Genomic DNA, 21,143 nt, shown 5'->3' with positions numbered 1-21,143 from the left:
TTCTGAAGATTTTAATATGATGGCTAGTTTAAACTGGTTCTATTTTATGTGAGTTTTGCCACGAAGGCGGTAAGACACAAAGTTTTTTTACTAAGAATCGAAGTTCTTTAAATGAGTCATCTGTAAAAATCTGCGTGAAATAATAAACTTTGCGCCTTTGCGCCTCCGCGACAAAAAACTAAAGCGCCTTGTAAACAAAATTTTTAAACTTCACGCTACCTTTTCCAATAGAACAAAGACCAATTCTTAATCCCAAAAATCCACTTAACACATTATGATTGTATCCTGAAACTTCAACAGAATTCTCGATTTTCTTCCAGTCTTTTCCGTCTAAACTGTAAAACATATCAACTGTATTTTTAATGTTTTTAAGTTTAAGAAAGACTTTTCTTGTATGGGTATTTTTTTCTGTGGGAAATTGCCATCCTCTCAAATTTGCCAAAATATTATTTTGATCGGCTAAAATTCCTGAGTAATATTTATTGTCATAAAAAAGAACTAAACCGCCTGTTGCGTCACCTTCCATTTCCATTTCAACTTCGGCCGAATAAGAATGACCGCCTGGAACAACTACTAAAGGAGAACTGCTTCCTACTCCATCGCCTTTTCCTTCAATTGTTAATGTGTTATTGGCAACTTTAAATCTCGAATTTTCTACGCCATTATAAAATTTCCATTGCGGTTTTAAAGCTGAACCTGAGAAATTATCACTTAAAAAAAACTCAGGAAGTGTTTTACCTTCTGGTTTTACAATTGGTTTATCAGTTTGAACATTATCTGGAATTTTATACCAACCCTCTTTTGTCCATTCTACAGGTTGCAATAAAGTTTGGCGTCCTAAATTGTAATAATCCTTTTCATAAGCATGAAAAATCATCCACCATTTTCCGTCGGTATCTTCAAAAATAGTGCTATGTCCTTTTGACCACCAAGTTTCAGAGCTGTTGTTGGTTCGCACAATCGGATTATGAGGTGAGTTTTCCCAAGGTCCAAAAGGCGATTTTGATCGTGCCGAAATCACCATATGACTTGTCGCCGGGCCTGCAGTTCCGCCTTCGGCAACGGTCAAATAATAATATTCTCCTCGTTTAAACAGTTTCGGCCCCTCCATACAAAAACATTCAATACTCCATTCGCGCGGAATTTTCCAACCGTCATAAACATGTTTTAATTCGCTTGTTACCGAAAGTCCGTCTTTTGATAAAGCTACATAACCGCCGTTACTGAAATACAAAAACCGATTTCCTTTATCATCTGTAATATGTCCAGGATCGATATTTCCGATTTTTAAATCGACAGGTTCACTCCAAGGGCCATTTATAGAATCTGCCGTGACGACAAAGTTGGTATTATTCGCAGGAAAATAGATGTAATATTTATTGTTGTATTTAATTAAATCCGGTGCCCAAACGGCTCCAACATATTTATGAAGCGCATTGGCTACAGGTTCCCAATTCATTAAGTCGGTCGAATGCCAGATTAAAAGTCCGGGATAATAATCAAAAGAAGAATGTACAACATAATAATCCTTTCCATCCCTTAACAAACTCGGATCGGGATAATCGCCTGCAAAAATTGGATTTGAATATTGCCCTTGCTTTAAATTCTTTTCTGGTTGTGATTGAGAATAACCGCAAAGCGAAAACAATACTAAAAAGGTTAGATATATTTTATTCATGATGTATGTTTTGATATTTTTTCCAAATATAGTCAAAAAGACCATAAGGTTTTAATCGAATGAAATTTTGTTAGGTTTTTACACAGAGATACACGAAGAATTTCGCAGAGATTCGCAAAGTTTTTTATGAAAGAAGTTAAAAATAATCTCGCAAAGGCGCAGACGCGCAAAGTTTTTAGGACTAGTTTGTCATTTCTAGTTCCTAGAAATGACAAACTGCATGGTTGATCCTTAACTTAAAAACAAAAACTTTGCGACTCTGCGACTTTGCGAGAACCAAATTCACAAAATCTTAGCGAATCTCTTCGAAATTCTTCGTGAATCTTCGCGTAATATTAAAATCTCAATTCTATTGCTTATTTTTGCACTCAATAAAATTGAATTATGATACAAGATCCAAAGAGATATACGATCACGGCGGCATTGCCTTACACCAACGGACCAATCCATATTGGGCATTTGGCTGGGGTTTACGTGCCTGCAGATATATATTCGAGATATTTAAGATTGCAAGGAAAAGATGTTGCATTTATTTGCGGAAGCGATGAACACGGCGTTGCAATTTCGATGAAAGCCAAAAAAGAAGGAATTACACCACAAGAAGTTATCGATAAATACGACGGAATTATTCGCAAATCATTTTCTGATTTCGGAATTTCATTCAACAATTATTCTAGAACATCGGCAAAAATCCATCACGATACGGCTTCGGAATTCTTTAGAACATTGTATGACAAAGGTGATTTTATTGAAGAAGTTACAGAGCAATTGTACGATGCAAAAGCAAATCAGTTTTTGGCGGACCGTTTTGTAATTGGAACTTGCCCAAAATGTGATAATCCAGAGGCTTACGGAGATCAATGTGAAAAATGTGGATCTTCTTTAAATGCTACAGATTTGATCAATCCAAAATCGACAATTACTGGAGAAACCCCAATTTTGAAATCTACAAAACACTGGTTTTTACCTTTGGATCGTTATGATGCTTTTTTACGTGAATGGATTTTAGAAGGTCATAAAAATGATTGGAAAACGAACGTTTACGGACAAGTAAAATCATGGATTGATGCAGGATTAGAACCTCGTGCGGTAACGCGTGATTTGGATTGGGGAATTGACGTTCCTGTTGAAGGCGCCGAAGGCAAAAAACTTTATGTTTGGTTTGATGCGCCTATCGGATATATTTCTTCTACAAAAGAATGGGCAGCGCGCGAAGGAAAAGACTGGGAACCATATTGGAAAGATCAGGATACTAAACTAGTTCACTTTATCGGAAAAGATAATATTGTTTTTCACTGTATTATTTTCCCAGCGATGCTAAAAGCAGAAGGAAGCTACATTTTACCAGACAACGTTCCGGCAAATGAGTTTTTGAATTTGGAAGGAAACAAACTTTCAACTTCTAAAAACTGGGCCGTTTGGTTGCACGAATATTTAGAAGATTTTCCAGAGAAACAAGATGTTTTGCGTTATGCTTTAACATCAAATGCTCCTGAAACAAAAGATAACGATTTTACTTGGAAAGATTTCCAAGCGAGAAACAACAACGAATTGGTTGCTGTTTTTGGAAATTTCGTAAATCGTGTGGTAGTTTTGACCAATAAGTATTACGAAGGGGTTATTCCAACGCCAAACGAATTTACAGAAGTTGACGAACAAACTTTAGCAGAATTAAAAGCATATCCAGCTGTAATTTCAAGTTCAGTGGAGCGTTACAGATTCCGTGAAGCTTTGGGCGAATTGATGAATGTGGCTCGTTTAGGAAATAAATATCTGGCAGACGAAGAGCCTTGGAAAGTAATGAAAGACGATCCAGAGCGTGTAAAGACACAAATGTATGTGGCATTGCAAATTGCAGCTGCGTTGAGCGTTTTGGCTGAACCGTTTTTACCTTTTACAGCAACTAAACTTTCGAAAATCTTGAATTTAGGAGATTTGAAAGAGCATTTTGCGGGATTCAGCAAATTCTTGAAAGAGAAAGATCGTGATGCAAAAGATATTATTATCGATAAAACATTAGGATGGAATGACATTTCTGAAAACTCAGATTTAATTCCGGCTGGACACAAAATTGGTGAAGCAGAATTGCTATTCGCAAAAATTGAAGACGAAGAAATACAAAAACAAATAGATAAATTGGAAGCAACAAAAACAGCTAATCTTGCCGAAAACAAACAAGTTGAACCTCAAAAAGATTTAATTCAGTTTGAAGATTTCGCAAAAATGGATATTCGTATCGGAACCATTTTAGAAGCTGAAAAAATGCCAAAAGCAAACAAACTTTTAGTGCTAAAAGTAGATACTGGAATTGATGTTCGCACGATTGTTTCTGGAATCGCTGAAAGTTTTTCTCCAGAAGAAATTATCGGAAAACGTGTTTCTGTATTAGCAAACCTTGCTCCAAGAGCTTTACGCGGTGTTGAAAGCCAAGGAATGATCTTGATGACAACAAATGCCGAAGGAAAACTGGTTTTTGTAAACCCAGATGCGGATGCACCAAACGGATCAACCGTAAACTAAGGTTTTATAAACTATATAAAATTGCGTGAATCGGTTATATTTTAACTGATTCACGCAATTTCATTTTTGATGTACGCCAAAAAATAAAGAAATAAAAATGAAACTCACAAAACCAAGATTAGCCCTAATCTGCGGTATACTTTGCATATCGATTTTTCCGATATTAGTAAAATTACGTTTAACTCCAGGATTAATTTCGGCTTTTTACCGAATGTTTTTCGCTGTTCTTTTGCTTTTGCCCTATACAATTCTGAGCAAAAATTTCAAACTGCCAAGTCTAAAATTTACGCTTTTGGCAATGCTTTGCGGTATATTATTTTCATCAGATGTAGCCGTTTGGAATATTGCCATTCAGGAATCAAGTGCGACTCAGGCTTCTTTATTGACTAATTTATCACCGGTTTGGGTTGGCGTTGGTTCATTTTTCTTTTTGAAAGCAAAACCTGCAACGAATTTTTGGATCGGAACATTAGTTGCTTTGTTCGGAATGGTTACTTTAGTAGGTTTTGAGTTTTTTATCGATTTAAACTTTGATAAAGCCTTTCTGTTTGCCGTTTTATCGGGCATTCTTTATTCGATTTATCTTTTAGTCAGCAAAAATGTACTTTCAGAAGTTGATGTTTTGTCGTTTATGACGATTAGTTTATCAGCGTCAAGTATCTATCTCGGAATTTTATGTTATTCATTAAACGAACCTTTTAGAGGATTTTCAAATACAGGATGGTTTGTGTTGGTTTTGCAAGCGGTGATTTGTCAATTGTGTGCTTGGCTTTCGATCAGTTATGCCACACAACACATGCGCGCGACCAGAGTTTCGTTGAGTTTATTGAGTCAGGCAGTAATTACATCCATTTTGGCTTGGTTGTTTTTAGAAGAAAAAATAACTTTACAGATGGTTTTCGGTGGCATCATTTTACTTTTCGGAATCCGAATTACATTTTATGACAAAACGATTTCTTTGAAAAGACTTTTTACTAAATAGTTTGCCCGCTGATTTTACGGATTAAACGGGTTTACACTGATAGTTTTTGCAATTCGAGATTTCACGCAGATTGCGCAGATTTGTTTAATAATTCGTGAATTGCTTCGCCTGTTCGCTATCGCTCGGGTCGTGACAAAAAACCTGAAACAAAGAAAACCTGAAACTTGAAACAAAAAAACTATGTTACATAAAACTAAAATACCAAACTTAAAAGTAATCGCATTTGATGCCGATGACACTTTATTTGTAAACGAACCTTATTTTCAGGAAACCGAACATAAATTCTGTGCTTTGATGGAAGATTATCTTTCGCATCAAGGCATTTCACAAGAATTATTCAAAATTGAAATTGCAAATCTGCCTTTGTACGGTTACGGAATCAAAGGTTATATTCTTTCGATGATTGAAGCTGCGATGAACATTTCGAACAACACTATTCCGGTTGCTGTAATTGAAAAAATAATTCAATACGGAAAAGAATTGCTAGAAAAGCCTATTGAACTTTTAGATGGAATCGAAGAAACGCTTGAAGCTTTAAAAGGCAAATACAAATTAGTTGTTGCCACAAAAGGCGATTTAAAAGATCAGCACAGCAAATTGCACCGTTCTGGCTTGGGTCATTATTTTCATCATATTGAGGTAATGTCAGACAAACAGGAAATCGATTATCAAAAATTGCTTGGCCGTTTGGACATTCAAGCACATGAATTTTTAATGATTGGAAATTCATTAAAATCAGACGTTTTGCCAGTTTTAGGAATTGGCGGTTATGCGGTTCATATTCCGTTTCATACCACTTGGGAACACGAAAAAATTAATCATACTATCGAACACGAGCATTTTAGTTCATTTGAAACGATTGCAGAAGTTGTTCCGAATTTATTATAATGAAAACACTTTTAGACTTAGAAAATTGGAACAGAAAAGAGCATTTTGCTCATTTCAGACAAATGCAGGAACCCTTTTTTGGCGCAACAGTTGAAATCGATTGTACCAAGGCTTATCAAACTGCAAAAGAATTAAAAGTTTCGTTTTTCATTTATTATCTTCATAAAACATTAGTCGCGGTAAATTCGATTGAAAATTTTAAATACAGAATTTCAGACGACAACATATACATCAACGATCGTATTGATGCCTCGGCAACCATTGGCCGTGAAGATGGAACTTTCGGATTTTCTTTAATTGAATATAATTCTGATTTCAAAATCTTCGAAAAAAATGCTTTAGCAGAAATCGAACGAATTCAAAACACAACCGGACTTTTCACAAGAGAATTCAATGATGACAATTTAATTCATTTCTCGGCAATTCCGTGGTTGAATTTTACTTCACTAACACATGCTAGAAGTTTTACTTTTCCAGACAGTTGTCCTAAAGTTTCTTTTGGCAAAATGATGGTTTCTGAAACTGGAAAAAGAACAATCTCAATGGCAGTCTATGTGCACCACGGCTTAATGGATGGTTTGCATATGGGTCAATTTGTAGATTTCTTTCAGAAATTGATGAATACTTAAAAAATAAAAAATGGAATACTTTTTGTGCGTAAAAACGCATGAAACAAATTTACTTTTTATTAGCTATATTGTCTAATACCGTTTTGTTAAGCCAAACGGTATTAACTTCTTACCCCTTAAATTTAGGTTCAAAACCAGAATCTTCAATGATTTTGACGACTAAAAACGATGCAACAAATGAAGTCTTTGTATTTGCAAAAACCGAGAAAGATTTTAAGATTTTAAGATATAATAGTGCTTTATTTTTAACTAAGCAATTTATCAGTTCTACCACTTATATAGAAAACAGAACTTTGATGGGTTATAGTTTCAGCGAAGATGGAAATCCTACTTTATATTGGAGCACATCTGACGGCAATAATATTGTTATTATTAAATATTATTTTGAAAACAACACGTCAAAAGCAATTCAATTTATATTTCCTGCCTCAACACATACTATTAGAGCAGAATATCAAAGCAACAATACTTTTTATATACTTGGTGAAAGCAAATCAGAAGCAAAATTTACTCTTTATGTTTTTAAAAATGGGTTAGTTGAACAAAAAGAACTTGATTTTAGTCCGTTTATTTTTCAAAACAACAATATGACGCGCAAAAGCTTTCGTCAGCTTCTAGTGGAAAATCCTATTGAAAAAATGGAATCGAATGAATATAATTCCATTTATAAAGCAAACTCAAAAATTAAGTTCTATCCCGAAAAAAACCGAATAGTTTTAACCCTTGATCACAACATTAAAAACACACAATTCTTTGATATCGATTTAAATACTCTTGAGATAAAAGAAAAAAACTTTGCCCAGCCACTTGGTAAAAAAAAACCAAAAACATCAAACTCTTTTTTCTATAACAATAAGTTATATCAAATAAATGCAAATGATGAAGAATTTCTTTTTGAAATAAAAGATTCTGAATCTGGCCAAATTGTTAAAAATTTTGAGGTTACTAAAAACGACAGCATCCATTTTAAAAACTCCCCAATTCAAATTCAAAAAAGCAATAAGGGAACTAAAGAACTAAAAAATACAACTAAGTTTTTAAAAGAATTATCTACCGCAAATGCCGTTGTATCTGTCTTCAGCAACGATCAAAATCTTTATATCACTCTAGGAGGTTTATTAAAACAAGATTACCAACAACCTTTTGACGAGTTTTTCCAGGAATTTCTTTTTATAAAAGTAAACGAAACTCCCAATTATTACACAACAGCAGTATTTTTTGAAAGTATTTTTGACAGCAATTTCAACCCAACGTCCTTGCAACAAGAACCTCTCGCAACAGACAAAATCTACTATTTTATTGACAACAATTCAAAAACAAGAATGCATTCCATTCTTAAATTCAAAGATTATTTCATTTTGGGTTATTATGACCTAAAAACAAAACTATATACACTGCGAAAATTCTCAGATGATAACAATGAATCTGAATTTTATCAAAGCGTAAACCGATAAACCATCTAAACCTATTCTGTTATAAATATAACTTTTAGAGGAGGATTATTCTTACAATACATCGTTTTTTTGGGCAAAATTTAAAAATCTCAAAACAATGAAAAAAATTGTAATTACGCTCGCATTTGCTTTAAGCATTATGCATGTAAGTGCACAAACAGAGACAAAAACTGCAGATAATTTTAATAAATGGTCTGTCGAACTTGATGGCGGTTTAAACAAAGCGCAGCGCCCATTTTCATCAAGCAATTATTACAGCCCAAGAATCAGTCCTTTTACTGCTGATTTGGGTGTAAGATACATGCTGAATAACAAGTTTGGTTTAAAAGCTGATTTTGGATACAATAGTTTAACAGAGCAAAAAAACAGCTCTCTTCCTTTTGATTCAAAATATTACAGAATTGATTTGCAAGGTGTGGCAAACTTGGGACGCATTATGAATTTTGAAACGTGGACTAATACATTTGGCTTATTAGCACACGCAGGTTTTGGAGTTGCTCAATTAGAAAACAAAGACTATCACGTTAGAGACAGAATTGGTAATGCAATTGCTGGTTTAACTGGCCAGGTAAGACTAACGGATAGAATTGCTTTGACTGCCGATGCAAGCACAATTTTAAATGCTTACCAAGATCATACTTTTGATGGCGCATCCTTGACAGGAAACAGAGGTTTTTCTGGATTAATGTTTAACGGAACAATTGGTTTACAAGTTTACTTAGGTAAAAACGCAAAACATGCTGACTGGGTTGTAATGTCGGATAACGCTGATATTGCAGCTTTAGAAAATAAAGTAGCTGGTCTTGAAGAGCAAATTAAAAAAGCTCCGGAAAAACAAGTTATTGTTGAAAAACCTGTAAACAATACTGTTGTTACTGACAAAGATGTTGTTAAAGAAATGATCAATGACAAATACTACAGTGTTTATTTTGATTTCAACAAATCTACTCCTATCGAAGCTTCAACTTCTGCGATTGATGTAATTTTGTCTTACTTAAGAAAAAACCCATCAGCTTCAATTGATATTGTTGGTCACGCTGATCAAGTTGGAAGTTCTGAGTATAACAACAAGTTATCAAATTTGAGAGCTACAAATGTGAAAACCATTTTAGAAAAAGCCGGTATTTCATCTTCAAGATTGAATGTTGTTTCTGAAGGAGCTGACACTTCTATCCAAAAAGAATCTGAAGAAGCTAGAAGATTAGCAAGAAGAGTTACTTTCAGAGTAAAATAATCTTTTTTATTTCAGGAATTAAAGCCTTAAAGAAATTTCTTTGAGGCTTTTTTTATGTTTAAAAAAAGAAAATTGTCTTATCTATCTTTAATTTTTCGCTTGCGAAAAAATCATTTTATTTCATTAATTTTGAAAATATATCCCACCAAATCCTAATGAAAAAATTACTGCTTTTCTGCCTTTTGTTTTCGCAATCAATATTGTTAAGTCAGACTATATTAAATTCTGCTGTTCTGAATTTGAATAAACCTACAGAAAACGGCCAGCTTATAAATGCTGAAAATGTCAAAACTAATGAGGTTTTTGTCTTTGCTTCTGACAACAAAACCATCAATATTTTAAAATATAACAAATCACTCTTTCTTGCAAATCAATTCAGAGATACTATTCGAAGTGAACAAAAGAGAGTTTTAATAGGTTACAGTTTTGGCGATGATGGAAATCCTACACTATATTGGGGTTCAGAAAACCACAAAAATATCCGAATTATAAAATACAATCTGGAAACCAAAACATCAAATGCCTTGAGTTTTGATTTTCCTCCAAATACCGGAAGTACAATAACTTCTTTTCAAAAAAACAATGCTTTTTATGTTGTTTCAAAGGAAAAAGACCAAGAGCATTTGCTTGTGTTTGAATTCCGAAATGACAAATGCGAAATAAAAATGTTCAATTTCGCACCCTTTTCTTTTAAAAATGAAAAAGGACAAGGCGTTTCTTTTAGCGCATTGGTGCAATACCACTATCCTATCGAAAAAATTGAATCTGACGATTTTTCTTCTTTAGACAAAAGCGAAAACAAAAGCAAAATGTATGTACAAGATGATGGAATTGTGCTCACATTTGATTACAATACAAAAAAAACTCAAGCATTTCATCTGAATTTTCAAACCAATGAAGTAACTGAAAAAATCTTTGATACGCCAGCAACACAAACTTCATCGACCACAAATTCTTTTTATTTAGAAAAAAAATTATATCAAATCAGTGCGAATGCTGACCAATTTTTATTTAGCATAAAAGATTTTGATTCGGGAAAAAGCCTTAAAAATGTTTCTGTTTCCAAAAACGACACTATCACTTTTAAAAATTCGCCAATGTTTTTACAAGTAAATGGCGAAAGGCCTCAGAAATTAAAAACGACAGCTAAATTTCTAAAACAAATATCTACCGTAAATTCAGCACTTTCTGCGTTCAAAAGCAAGCAATATACATACATCACTTTTGGCGGGTTTGCGGCTTATCAAACTTTTGGCATAAGCTACAATAACATGGATTTTAATAATGTTCAAAATGCCAGCAAAATGGTATTTTTTGATGCTGCATTAAATTTTGATTCTGAATTTATAAACAACAATCGTTTAGAACCTTTGGCAATTGATAATCTCAACTATTTTTTGAGCACGAGCAAAAACGTTTCTTTGGTCAGTATTCTTAAAGTTCCAAATTTCTATATTTTAGGTTATTATGATAATGCCACGAAAAGCTATACTATGCGTAAGTTTACAGATGGTTTTATGGATCAAAATCCTGGAAATCCAATCATGAACAAAGCCATGTTTTCAAAATCTCTGCCACCAACTAGAAATTAATTTATTGGGAATTGACCAAGATCTCTAATGTTTTAGCTTTTTCCCAAAAACGGAATGGATTATTTTTGTTAATTTTACAAAAAAGACATCATTATGCTATCAAAAAATATTGAAACAGCTTTAAACAAGCAAATTCGCATAGAAGCAGAATCTTCGCAAACGTATCTTTCTATGGCTTGTTGGGCTGAAGTACATGGATTAGAGGGAATCGCTCAATTTATGTATACGCAGTCAGATGAAGAGCGTGCACACATGCTTAAATTGGTAAAGTATGTAAACGAACGCGGAGGTCACGCTCACGTTACCGATCTAAAAGCACCTAAAACTAGTTATTCTACGTTTAAGGAAATGTTTGAGGAGCTTTATAACCATGAACTTTTTGTTTCGAAATCTATCAACGAATTAGTACATATAACCTTTGAAGAAAAAGATTATGCAACACATAATTTCTTACAATGGTATGTTTCTGAACAAATCGAAGAAGAAGCAACAGCAAAATCAATTCTAGATAAAATCAACTTGATTGGCGATGACAAAGGCGGACTATACTTGTTCGATCGTGATATTCAGCAATTAACAGTTACGAGCTCTATCGCTATCAATCCAAAATAAAAAAGTTAAAGTTTATTTAGAATACTTAAAAATAACTTTTTTGGTTTATATTTGCTCTGTTTTTAATAATACAGAGGGAAATTTTGAGCAAGAAAGAAAAAGACAAGGACAAAAAAAAGGATAAAAAGAAAAAGAAAAACGCTGTTATCCTTGATAAAATTAAGAAGATTGAAAACTGTAAATCTTCTTGTTGCGAAAAATACAAAAAAAGCGAAAAGAAGCGTTGCTCACGCTGTCCTATGTTTGATTTATTCAAAAAAACGGCTTAACGATATAAACAAAACCCATCAGATTTCTCTGGTGGGTTTTTTAGTTTTAAATTGCATCCTCTTTTGATTTTAAATTCAACTATGGAAAACAACGTCACAATTCCGAAATCAAGTCTTGATTTTTTGGTTCAACTTAAAGAAAACAACAACAAGCCTTGGTTTGAAGCCAATAAAGCGCAATATTTAATCGAACTCAATCATATTGAAACTTTTGCAGGCGCTTTGCTAAAAGAATTATCCAAAACGGATGTTTTAGAAAATGCTTCAGGCAAAAAAAGTGTTTATCGCATATACAGAGACATTCGGTTTTCAAAAGACAAAACACCTTTCAAAACTTTTTGGGGAGGAAGCTATACTTGAGCAACTGCTGCACGTCGTGGCGGTTATTATTTTCATCTTGAAAAAGGAAATACTTTTTTCGCAGGTGGGTTCTGGGGACCAAATGCCGCAGATTTAAAACGAATAAGAACAGAATTTGCGCTTGATCCGGAGACTTTTCAAAAAATATTGAATTCCAAAACTTTTGTGAGCAACTTTGGAACTTTGCAAGGCGAACAACTCAAAACAAAACCAAAAGGTTTCGACGTAGATCATCCGGCTATTGATTTACTTCGTTTCAAACAATTTCTGGTTATAAAACGATTTTCAGATGAAGAAGTTTTAAGTCCGCATTTTCTAGAATTGGCTTTAGATGCTTTTAAAAATATGCGTCCTTTTTTTGATTATATGAGTGAAGTATTAACCACAGATGCAAACGGAGTTTCTGTTTTGTAATTTTAAATATAAAACCCGACATGTTTTATCCCGAGGCTTTGGGACTGTCGGGTTAGAATATCAAAAACTAAAGATCATTTGCTGAGCAATAAAATATCATTTACAACAACCTCTGTAACATATCTTTTTTCACCGTTTTTATCATCATAAGTTCGATGGGTTAATTTTCCTTCAACGGCAACCTCTTTTCCTTTCACTACATATTTCTCAATTATTTCGGCGACTTTTCCCCAAGCAGTCACACGATGCCACTCGGTCTGCTGTACTCTTTCGCCTTTCTCGTTTTTGTAATAATCATTTGTTGCGATAGTCAAATGCGCAAGCTTTTTACCGGTTTCTAGTGTTTTAATTTCTGGTTCATTTCCGACATTCCCAATCAATTGTACTCTGTTTTTCATTTCATTCATGGCGTATATTTTTTTGTTTTAATAAAGCGGAATCTGTTTCTCAAATTCAACGATGCAAAGATGCAATGGCTTTCAAAATTTATTCGGTTGCAAACTATTTACTTTCGCTTGTAACTGTTTGTAAGCGTTTGTAAATGGAAATATTTTCGTATATTTGAGATAAATCCTACGATATGCAGACAAAAATCAATAAAGTTGAGCTTCGCAATTTAGAAATCGAAGACTACAAACAATTAAAAAATTCGATGATTCAATCCTATCCCGAAATGGCAAATTCCTATTGGGAATCTAAAGAGATTGAAAAATTGCTAGGAATTTTTCCAGAAGGACAATTAGTAATTTTAGTTGACGGCAAAGTTGTAGGATCAGCATTGTCCATTATTGTCGATGAAAAACTCGTGGACAAAAAACACAACTACAGCCAGATTCTTGGTGAATACACTTTTTCAACACACGATTACGACGGCGAGATTTTGTACGGAATCGATGTTTTCATTCATCCAAATTATCGTGGTCTTCGATTAGGGCGTCGTTTATATGATGCCCGCAAGGAACTTTGCGAGCAATTGAATCTAAAAGCTATTGTATTTGCCGGCCGAATTCCAAATTACGCGCAACATTCAAAAAAATTAACTCCAAAAAATTATATCGAAAAGGTAAAACACAAAGAATTGTATGATCCTGTTCTTTCCTTTCAGTTAAGCAATGATTTTCACGTTTTAAGAATTATCAAAAACTATTTGGAAGGTGATGAAGAATCGAAAGAGTTTGCTGTTTTACTGGAGTGGAACAATATTTATTATGAAGAAAATCCAAAATTGATCAATCTTGAAAAAAGCGTTATTCGTCTTGGTTTGATTCAATGGCAAATGCGCCAACTGAATAATCTGGAAGAATTTTTTGAACAAGCTGAATTTTTTATTGATGTCGTTTCGGGTTACGGAAGTGATTTTGCTTTATTTCCAGAACTTTTCATTGCGCCATTAATGGCCGATTATAATCATTTATCAGAAGCTGAAGCCATTCGGGAACTCGCCCGATATTCAGAACCTGTAAGAAAACGTTTCCAGGAACTTTCGATTTCATACAATATCAATATCATTACTGGAAGCATGCCATTTATGGAAAACGGTAATTTATACAATGTCGGTTTTTTATGCAAAAGAGACGGAACTTCAGAAATGTATACCAAAATTCATATCACCCCGAATGAAGTTGTGCACTGGGGAATGAAAGGCGGTTCAGAATTTAAAACCTTTGATACAGATTGTGGAAAAATTGGAATTTTAATTTGTTATGATGTGGAGTTCCCAGAGCTTTCAAGACTATTAGCCGATGAAGGAATGAATATTCTTTTTGTTCCGTTTTTAACAGATACACAAAATGGCTATACTCGTGTAAAACATTGTTCGCAAGCGCGTGCCATTGAAAATGAATGTTATGTTGCTATTGCAGGTTGCGTTGGAAACCTTCCGAAAGTAAATAATATGGACATTCAATATGCACAAGCATCGGTTTTTACACCATCAGATTTTGCTTTTCCAAGCAACGGGATCAAAGCCGAAGCGACTCCAAATACAGAAATGACATTAATCGTCGATGTCGATTTAAATTTATTAAAAGAGCTTCACGAACACGGAAGCGTCCACACATTAAAAGACAGAAGAACAGATTTATATGAAATAAAAAAACTTAATTCATGAAAACATGCCTCGAATGCTCTGAAAAAATTGTTGGAAGAGAAGACAAAAAATTCTGTTCTGACAGTTGCCGAAATGCCTACAATAACAAAATAAACAAAGACAGCACTAATTTTATGCGAAATGTAAACAATAAATTACGCAAAAATTACCGTATTTTGTCTGAATTAAATACCGAAGGGAAATCGAAAGCAACGAGGGAAAAAATGATAAATAAAGGTTTTGATTTTGATTTCTTTACCAATATCTTGCAGACCAAAACAGGGAACACCTACTATTTCCTGTATGACCAAGGATATCGTTCCTTAGACAATGATTATTTTATGCTAGTTAAAAAAGAAATATAGACAATTCATCATGAAAAAAAACCCCACCTCAATTCTTGGATTTCTTTGTGTATTAGGTATTTTGGGCATAATTTATGCCACAATGATGCCACAATATATTTCTCGGGAAGAAGAAGCGCTCGCAGAATTCTCGACAGAAAGAGCCTTGAATCAGGTAGAAATTATTGCGCAAAAACCGCATTATGTAGGGTCGACTAATCATGAACTTGTTGCTAATTATTTAATACTCGAACTCAACCGAATAGGATTAGAAACTTCAATACAAGAAGGATTCACATTAAACGACAGAGGACTTTTAGTAAAATCAAAGAATATTTTGGCCCGCATAAAGGGGGCAAATAACTCAAAAGCTCTTTTATTGCTTTCGCACTACGACAGTGCACCGCATTCCTTTTCAAAAGGAGCTAGTGATGACGCTTCTGGAGTAGCAACCATTCTAGAAGGCGTTCGTGCTTTTTTATACGCAAAACAACCACACAAAAACGACATTATAATTCTTTTTTCTGATGCTGAAGAATTAGGATTAAACGGCGCAGCACTTTTTGTAAATAAACATCCGTGGGCAAAAGATGTTGGCTTAGTCCTTAATTTTGAGGCAAGAGGTTCGTCTGGCCCAAGTTATATGTTGATGGAAACCAACCAAGGAAACAAAGCGCTTGTAAAAGAATTTGCAAATGCAAAAGCGGCTTATCCAGTTTCAAATTCGTTAATGTACAGCATTTACAAAATGCTCCCTAATGATACCGATTTGACTGTTTTTAGAGAGCAAGGCAAAATTCAAGGTTTCAACTTTGCTTTCATCGACGGACATTACAATTATCATACACAGCAAGACGATGTACAGCATTTAAACAAAACTACTCTTGCGCATCAAGGCTCGTATTTGATGCCTTTGCTGAAGTATTTCTCAAATGCTGATTTAAATGCCACTGATTCAACTGAAGATGATGTTTACTTCAATATTCCATTTTCATTTATCAGTTTTCCTTTTTCATGGGTAACACCTATGACACTCATTGCTTTAGGATTGCTAATTGTTTTTCTTTTTATTGGAAAAGCAAAACACACTGTCAACTTCAGAGAAATCTTCAAAGGTTTTGTGCCGCTTTTAGGAGCAATCATTATTGCAGGGTTAGTAACGTTTTTAGGCTGGAAAATTGTTTTAGAAGTTTATCCTCAATATTCGGATATGCTCAACGGATTTACGTATAACGGCCACGCTTACATAGGCGCATTTGTTACACTGAGTATTGCAATTAGTTTTGCATTTTACCATCATTTTTCTGAGCCAAAATCAGCGATGAATCATTTTGTAGCAGCGTTGCTTCTTTGGATTATTATAAATGGCTTTATTGCTAATAGTTTAGTGGGTGCAGGATTTTTGATTATTCCTGTATATTTTGGCGTGATTTTATTCGGAATTTATGTTCTTACAGGCCATAACAGTTTAGGATTAAATTTACTTTTCTCTATTCCGGCTTTGGTTATCATTGCACCATTTATCGTAATGTTTCCAATTGGTCTAGGGTTGAAAATTCTTTTTGGAAGTGCTGTTCTAACTGTTTTGCTTTTTGGATTATTACTTCCAATATTTGGTGCATTTATCAAAAAAGGAATTTGGACGATGTTGTTTTTCGCGGCTTCAATTGGATTTTTCATCTATGCAGGATATCATTCTGGATATGAACACGGAAAAGCAAAATCAAACAGCTTGCTTTATGTTTATAATGCAAACAACAATTCTGCGGTTTGGACCACTTATGATATCAATTTAGACGAATGGACAAAATCATATTTAGGAGAAAAAAATCAAAAAGCTGTTGGTTTGAACAGTCTTCCACTTGCCAGCAAATACAATTCTGGATTTACGTACAGTGCAATCGCGCCAGTTGTTGATGTTCCAAAACCAACCATATCTTTCTTAAGAGACAGCGTTATAGGAAACAAAAGATATTTGAAAATCAGAATTACACCAAACCGAAAAGTAAACCGTTATGATATTTTTGCTAATCCAAAGATGACTTTTTACAACTTTAAGGCAAATGGTGTTGCCACTTCGGGCGAAAAAACAAATCGTCTTGAGCGTGAAGGTGCAAAAATATTATGCTATTATGTTGTAGGCAATGAACCTCTAGAAATGGAATTTTACATTAATAAATCATCAATTTTTGATATGGATTTAATCGAAAGTTCATTTGATTTGATGACAAATCCGTTGTTGAAAGTCAAACCAAGAAGCGATTGGATGATGCCAACGCCATTTGTATTAAATGATGCGGTTTTGGTTCAGCAGAAAATAAAAAGATATGTGGCGCCAGTTCCGCAAGTACCTGTTGCTCCAGTTACGGATAGTCTAGCGGTAGCAAAAGATAGTATAAAACCTATTGTTCAACCACAGTAACGAGTTTCAAAATAAATAAAGGTCCAAAAGTTAAAAAAAGCACTATTTTCATAGTGCTTTTTGCTTTTTAGATATGAGGAGAAACCTCTGTTTCTTTGAACCTTTGTAGCTTTGTCCCTCATTAAATCAACACGCACATTCGATTTTCAAACCTTGTTTTTCACCTTTTGTGCCTTCAGTTGCGTAACCGTCAATTTTCCACCATTCTAATCCGCCAATTAGCTCTTTTACTTTAAATCCTAATTTCGTCATATTCAAAGCTCCTTTTGTTGATGCGTTGCAACCAATTCCGGTGCAATATGTAACATACAAAACATCTTTGTCTAAATGTTGTGTCGTTTCTAAATTCATTTCGCGATGCGGAATATTAATTGCATTCGGAATATGTTCTTCATCGTAACCAAAAGCTCTTCGGGCATCGATTACTATTATCTTTTCGCCATTATTTAAAGCTTCAAATAAATCGGACGGATCCATTTCAAAAGCCAATTTGTTTTCATAATGTTTAATTTGTGCTTCCATGTTGTTTGTCTTTTAATGTTTTACATTTCCAAAAGTACATGAACATCAAACACCATAAAAACGAAAAGAATTCATCAAGAGCATTACTTTTTTTCATACAAAAGCCACTTTAAAATTTTGTTACTTTGTAGAAATACGTTTCAAAATGGAAATACGCCACTTAAAATTGATAAAAGCAATTGTTGAAGAAGGAAGCATTACAAAAGCCATAGACAAACTTCATTTGACGCAATCGGCTTTGAGTCATCAGCTCAAAGAAGCCGAATATCAATTGGGTACGGCTATATTTTTGCGAACCAACAAAAAACTGGTGTTAACAAAAGCCGGCGAAAAAATCTATGGACTCGCAAATGAAATCCTGAATAAACTCTCAGAAACACAAACGCAAATCAAGCAAATGGTTTTTGGCGAATCTGGCGAAATCCGAATCAGTACTGAATGTTTCTCGAGTTATCATTGGCTTCCGTCAGTCTTAAAGCAATTTCATCTTTTGTATCCAAATGTTGAATTGAAAATTATAATCGAGGCAACTCATATTCCCCTTCAAAAACTTTTGGATAATACGATTGATATTGCCATTGTAAGTGACACGATTAAAGACAATAATATCAAATATACCGAGCTTTTTCAAGATGAAGTCGTAATGGTGGTTTCTGAAAATCATGGGTGGGCGGATAAAAAATATGTTGTTGCAGAAGATTTTGCAGACGAACATCTGATTATACATTCACTTCCAATGGAAACCGTTACCATTCATCAATTTCTTTTGGCTCCAGCCAAAGTTTCACCAAAGAAAATTACGCCAATGCCATTGACCGAAGCTTCTTTAGAAATGGTAAAAGCCGATATGGGCGTTATGTCGATGGCAAAATGGGCGCTTCAGCCACATTTAAAATCAAGCCCGCTCAAAGCAATTAAAGTCGGTAAAAATGGTTTGAAACGAAAACATTTCATCGCCACTCGCGCTAATGAAAATTATCCGGATTATTTCCATCATTTCATCAACTTTCTGCAAACCGAAATTAATCTACAATGGAATATTCAATAAGAAACTGCGAAATCTCTGATTTGCCTAAACTACTTATCTTGATCCAAAAACATGCTGAATTTGAGAAAGCTGAGTTTTCTCCAAAAGGAAAAGAAGAAGGTCTAAAAAAAGCTTTATTTGGTCAAAATCCAAAACTATACTGTTTAGTTGTGGCTACAGAAGAAACTATTGTTGGTTATACTTCTTATACTTTTGATTTTTCGACCTGGAACGCACAAAACTTTCTCTACATGGACTGTTTATTTTTAGAAGAAGAAACTAGAGGTTTGGGAATTGGTGAAATCTTAATCGAAAAATTAAAAGAAATCGGAAAACAAAACAATTGCGTCAACATTCAATGGCAAACTCCAGAATTTAATACCAGAGCAATTAAATTTTACAACAGAATGGGCGCAAACGGAAAAGATAAAATCCGATTTACGCTAACTTTGTAAAATCAAAAGAGTAAAAATCTCTGTGACTTTTAATCTCGCAAAGTCGCTAAGACGCAGAGTTTAATATTCTTTACGACTCTGCGACTTTGCGAGATTATTACTTTAAGCAAAAAAAATGAAAAAAATAAGCATCCTTGGCTGTGGCTGGCTTGGATTTCCTTTGGCAAAAAAACTGATTGAAAAAGGAAATTCGATAAACGGAACAACAACTTCAGAAAATAAACTCGTTACTTTAAAAGATTCGGGAATAAATCCTTTTTTGGTTGCGCTTGAAAGCGAAAGTGTTTCAGAAAGTGTAAATGATTTTTTATCCGAAAGTGAAATCTTAATTATCAATATTCCACCAAAATTAAGAACCGTCGATCCTAATTCTGAAAAGAAAGTTTTTGTGGAAAAAATCAGAAATCTGATTCCGTTTATAGAAAAATCAATCGTTAAGAAAGTACTTTTCGTAAGTTCAACTTCTGTTTATGGCGATGAAAATGATTTTATTACAGAAAATACAATTCCAAATCCAGAAACGGAAAGCGGAAAACAATTATTTTTGGCAGAAGCGATTCTTCAAAAAAATCAAAATTTTGAAACTACAATTCTTCGTTTCGGCGGATTAATCGGCGAAGACCGTCATCCTGTAAAACATTTAGCCGGAAAAGAAAACCTTGAAAATCCTGACGCGCCTGTTAATTTGATTCATCTAAATGATTGTATTGGCATTATTGAAGCGATCATAAATCAGTCAAAATGGAATGAAGTTTTCAATGCCGTTGCGCCTTTTCATCCAACAAGAGAAGAATATTATACCCAAAAAGCAAAAGAGCAAAACTTGGTTCTACCAAAATTCAGTGCCGAAAAATCGAATATTAAAAAGATTATTTCAAGCGAGAAAATCCAAAACAATTTAAAATATCAATTCAAGCTGGAAAATTATTGAACCATATAAGTTATATAAGTTCATTTAATTAATGCTTGGCAAACTTTGCGAAAGTTCGGCCACAATAAAAAGCTTAAATTACTTATATAACTTACATGGTTTAAAAAACTTTGCTCCCGATAGCTATCGGGATTGCAAAACCATCATATCTTTGTAATTCATTCAAAAATTATGGAAACAGTTTATATCAATTCACCTTTAGGAATCACCAAAATTATTGGAGATGAAAATGGCATTTCTGTGATTTCTGTTTCTGATGTTGGTACAAATGAAGTTTCCGAAACCATTCCCGAAGTTTTACAAGATGCTGTTTTGCAGTTGGAAGAATATTTTGAAGGAAAAAGAACTGATTTCGACCTAAAACTGAATCCACAAGGAACCGAATTTCAGCAAAAAGTCTGGAAATCATTATTGGAAATTCCGTACGGAAAAACAGTAAGTTATATGGATCAAACTAAAAAGCTTGGCGATGTAAAAGCAATTCGTGCTGTAGCATCTGCAAATGGCAAAAATCCGCTTTGGATTGTGGTTCCATGTCACAGAGTTATTGGCACAAATGGTTCTTTAACCGGTTATGCCGGCGGATTATCACGCAAAAAATGGCTTTTGGAACATGAAAGCCCAAGTAAACAGCAAAGTTTGTTTTAGTTTGCCGCAAATTCCACTAATTCCCACGAATATTCTTTATAACCTGTCGATTAATTAACCTTATTAAAGGTTA

Annotated in this window: 19 protein-coding genes and 1 pseudogene; 17 read left to right on the top strand and 3 right to left on the bottom strand. The window is 34.1% G+C overall.

From position 1 onward, the window contains the following. Positions 1 to 178 precede the first annotated feature (178 nt). A complete protein-coding gene (locus H600_RS0103250; protein WP_035108276.1) occupies positions 179 to 1,678 on the bottom strand; it encodes a family 43 glycosylhydrolase in 1,500 nt (499 codons plus the stop codon). 384 nt (positions 1,679 to 2,062) lie between these two features. On the opposite strand from H600_RS0103250, the gene metG reads away from it, so the two are divergent. The 10 genes and pseudogenes from metG to H600_RS21785 all read left to right on the top strand — a co-directional run bounded on the left by metG (position 2,063) and on the right by H600_RS21785 (position 12,632). Then, complete coding sequence (metG, locus tag H600_RS0103245; protein ID WP_026727449.1) at positions 2,063 to 4,198, top strand: methionine--tRNA ligase; 2,136 nt, start codon at positions 2,063 to 2,065, stop codon at positions 4,196 to 4,198. 97 nt (positions 4,199 to 4,295) lie between these two features. Next, positions 4,296 to 5,180 (top strand): DMT family transporter, encoded by an 885-nt coding sequence (locus H600_RS0103240; protein ID WP_026727448.1) that lies wholly within the window; start codon positions 4,296 to 4,298, stop codon positions 5,178 to 5,180. A 180-nt stretch (positions 5,181 to 5,360) separates the two neighbouring features. Beyond that, complete coding sequence (locus H600_RS0103235) at positions 5,361 to 6,068, top strand: HAD family hydrolase (RefSeq protein WP_026727447.1); 708 nt, start codon at positions 5,361 to 5,363, stop codon at positions 6,066 to 6,068. Next, positions 6,068 to 6,697: a chloramphenicol acetyltransferase gene (locus H600_RS0103230; RefSeq protein ID WP_026727446.1), complete on the top strand. Its 630-nt coding sequence runs from the start codon at positions 6,068 to 6,070 to the stop codon at positions 6,695 to 6,697. The genes H600_RS0103235 and H600_RS0103230 overlap by 1 nt, the downstream gene beginning before the upstream one ends. 38 nt (positions 6,698 to 6,735) lie before the next feature. Next, the gene (locus tag H600_RS0103225) at positions 6,736 to 8,151 is read left to right on the top strand and encodes a hypothetical protein (RefSeq protein WP_026727445.1); all 1,416 of its coding nucleotides are present in this window, start codon (positions 6,736 to 6,738) and stop codon (positions 8,149 to 8,151) included. A 97-nt stretch (positions 8,152 to 8,248) separates the two neighbouring features. After that, positions 8,249 to 9,385, top strand: a complete 1,137-nt coding sequence (locus H600_RS0103220) for an OmpA family protein (RefSeq protein ID WP_026727444.1) — start codon at positions 8,249 to 8,251, stop codon at positions 9,383 to 9,385. 155 nt (positions 9,386 to 9,540) lie between these two features. Then, entirely contained in the window at positions 9,541 to 10,977 is a 1,437-nt protein-coding gene (locus H600_RS0103215; RefSeq protein ID WP_026727443.1) for a hypothetical protein, read from the top strand. 93 nt (positions 10,978 to 11,070) lie between these two features. Continuing rightward, entirely contained in the window at positions 11,071 to 11,589 is a 519-nt protein-coding gene (locus H600_RS0103210; RefSeq protein WP_026727442.1) for a ferritin, read from the top strand. A gap of 83 nt (positions 11,590 to 11,672) precedes the next feature. Further along, a complete protein-coding gene (locus H600_RS0103205; RefSeq protein WP_026727441.1) occupies positions 11,673 to 11,858 on the top strand; it encodes a hypothetical protein in 186 nt (61 codons plus the stop codon). A gap of 81 nt (positions 11,859 to 11,939) precedes the next feature. After that, positions 11,940 to 12,632: pseudogene (locus tag H600_RS21785) on the top strand (DUF2461 domain-containing protein). Between the two features lie 74 nt (positions 12,633 to 12,706). Here the strand turns inward: H600_RS21785 and H600_RS0103195 are convergent. Then, entirely contained in the window at positions 12,707 to 13,030 is a 324-nt protein-coding gene (locus tag H600_RS0103195) for a single-stranded DNA-binding protein (RefSeq protein ID WP_026727440.1), read from the bottom strand. 182 nt (positions 13,031 to 13,212) lie between these two features. Here H600_RS0103195 and H600_RS0103190 point away from each other — a divergent pair, with 182 nt between their 5' ends. Genes H600_RS0103190 through H600_RS0103180 form a run of 3 tightly spaced genes read left to right on the top strand, consistent with a single transcriptional unit; the run spans position 13,213 to position 17,487 of the window. Then, positions 13,213 to 14,742, top strand: a complete 1,530-nt coding sequence (locus H600_RS0103190; RefSeq protein WP_026727439.1) for a bifunctional GNAT family N-acetyltransferase/carbon-nitrogen hydrolase family protein — start codon at positions 13,213 to 13,215, stop codon at positions 14,740 to 14,742. Beyond that, positions 14,739 to 15,086 (top strand): hypothetical protein, encoded by a 348-nt coding sequence (locus tag H600_RS0103185; RefSeq protein WP_026727438.1) that lies wholly within the window; start codon positions 14,739 to 14,741, stop codon positions 15,084 to 15,086. Before H600_RS0103190 ends, H600_RS0103185 begins: the two co-directional genes overlap by 4 nt. A gap of 10 nt (positions 15,087 to 15,096) precedes the next feature. Next, positions 15,097 to 17,487 carry a M28 family peptidase gene (locus H600_RS0103180; RefSeq protein ID WP_035108274.1) on the top strand — a complete coding sequence of 797 codons (2,391 nt, stop codon included), beginning with the start codon at positions 15,097 to 15,099 and terminating at the stop codon, positions 17,485 to 17,487. Positions 17,488 to 17,613: 126 nt separating this feature from the next. Here H600_RS0103180 and H600_RS0103175 read toward each other — a convergent pair whose 3' ends face one another. Continuing rightward, positions 17,614 to 18,009 (bottom strand): rhodanese-like domain-containing protein, encoded by a 396-nt coding sequence (locus H600_RS0103175; protein ID WP_026727436.1) that lies wholly within the window; start codon positions 18,007 to 18,009, stop codon positions 17,614 to 17,616. A 145-nt stretch (positions 18,010 to 18,154) separates the two neighbouring features. Between H600_RS0103175 and H600_RS0103170 the strand changes: the two genes are divergently transcribed. The 4 genes from H600_RS0103170 to H600_RS0103155 all read left to right on the top strand — a co-directional run bounded on the left by H600_RS0103170 (position 18,155) and on the right by H600_RS0103155 (position 21,070). After that, complete coding sequence (locus tag H600_RS0103170; protein ID WP_026727435.1) at positions 18,155 to 19,057, top strand: LysR family transcriptional regulator; 903 nt, start codon at positions 18,155 to 18,157, stop codon at positions 19,055 to 19,057. Next, on the top strand, positions 19,042 to 19,491 hold the full coding sequence (locus H600_RS0103165; RefSeq protein WP_026727434.1) for a GNAT family N-acetyltransferase: 450 nt from the start codon (positions 19,042 to 19,044) through the stop codon (positions 19,489 to 19,491). Before H600_RS0103170 ends, H600_RS0103165 begins: the two co-directional genes overlap by 16 nt. 115 nt (positions 19,492 to 19,606) lie before the next feature. Then, positions 19,607 to 20,422, top strand: a complete 816-nt coding sequence (locus H600_RS0103160) for an NAD-dependent epimerase/dehydratase family protein (RefSeq protein WP_026727433.1) — start codon at positions 19,607 to 19,609, stop codon at positions 20,420 to 20,422. A 171-nt stretch (positions 20,423 to 20,593) separates the two neighbouring features. Continuing rightward, on the top strand, positions 20,594 to 21,070 hold the full coding sequence (locus H600_RS0103155) for a methylated-DNA--[protein]-cysteine S-methyltransferase (protein ID WP_026727432.1): 477 nt from the start codon (positions 20,594 to 20,596) through the stop codon (positions 21,068 to 21,070). Positions 21,071 to 21,143 lie beyond the last annotated feature (73 nt).

Origin of the sequence: Flavobacterium denitrificans DSM 15936 (assembly GCF_000425445.1) — a bacterium.
Taxonomy (GTDB): Bacteria; Bacteroidota; Bacteroidia; order Flavobacteriales; family Flavobacteriaceae; genus Flavobacterium; species Flavobacterium denitrificans.
This window is presented reverse-complemented; position numbering and strand designations above follow the sequence as displayed.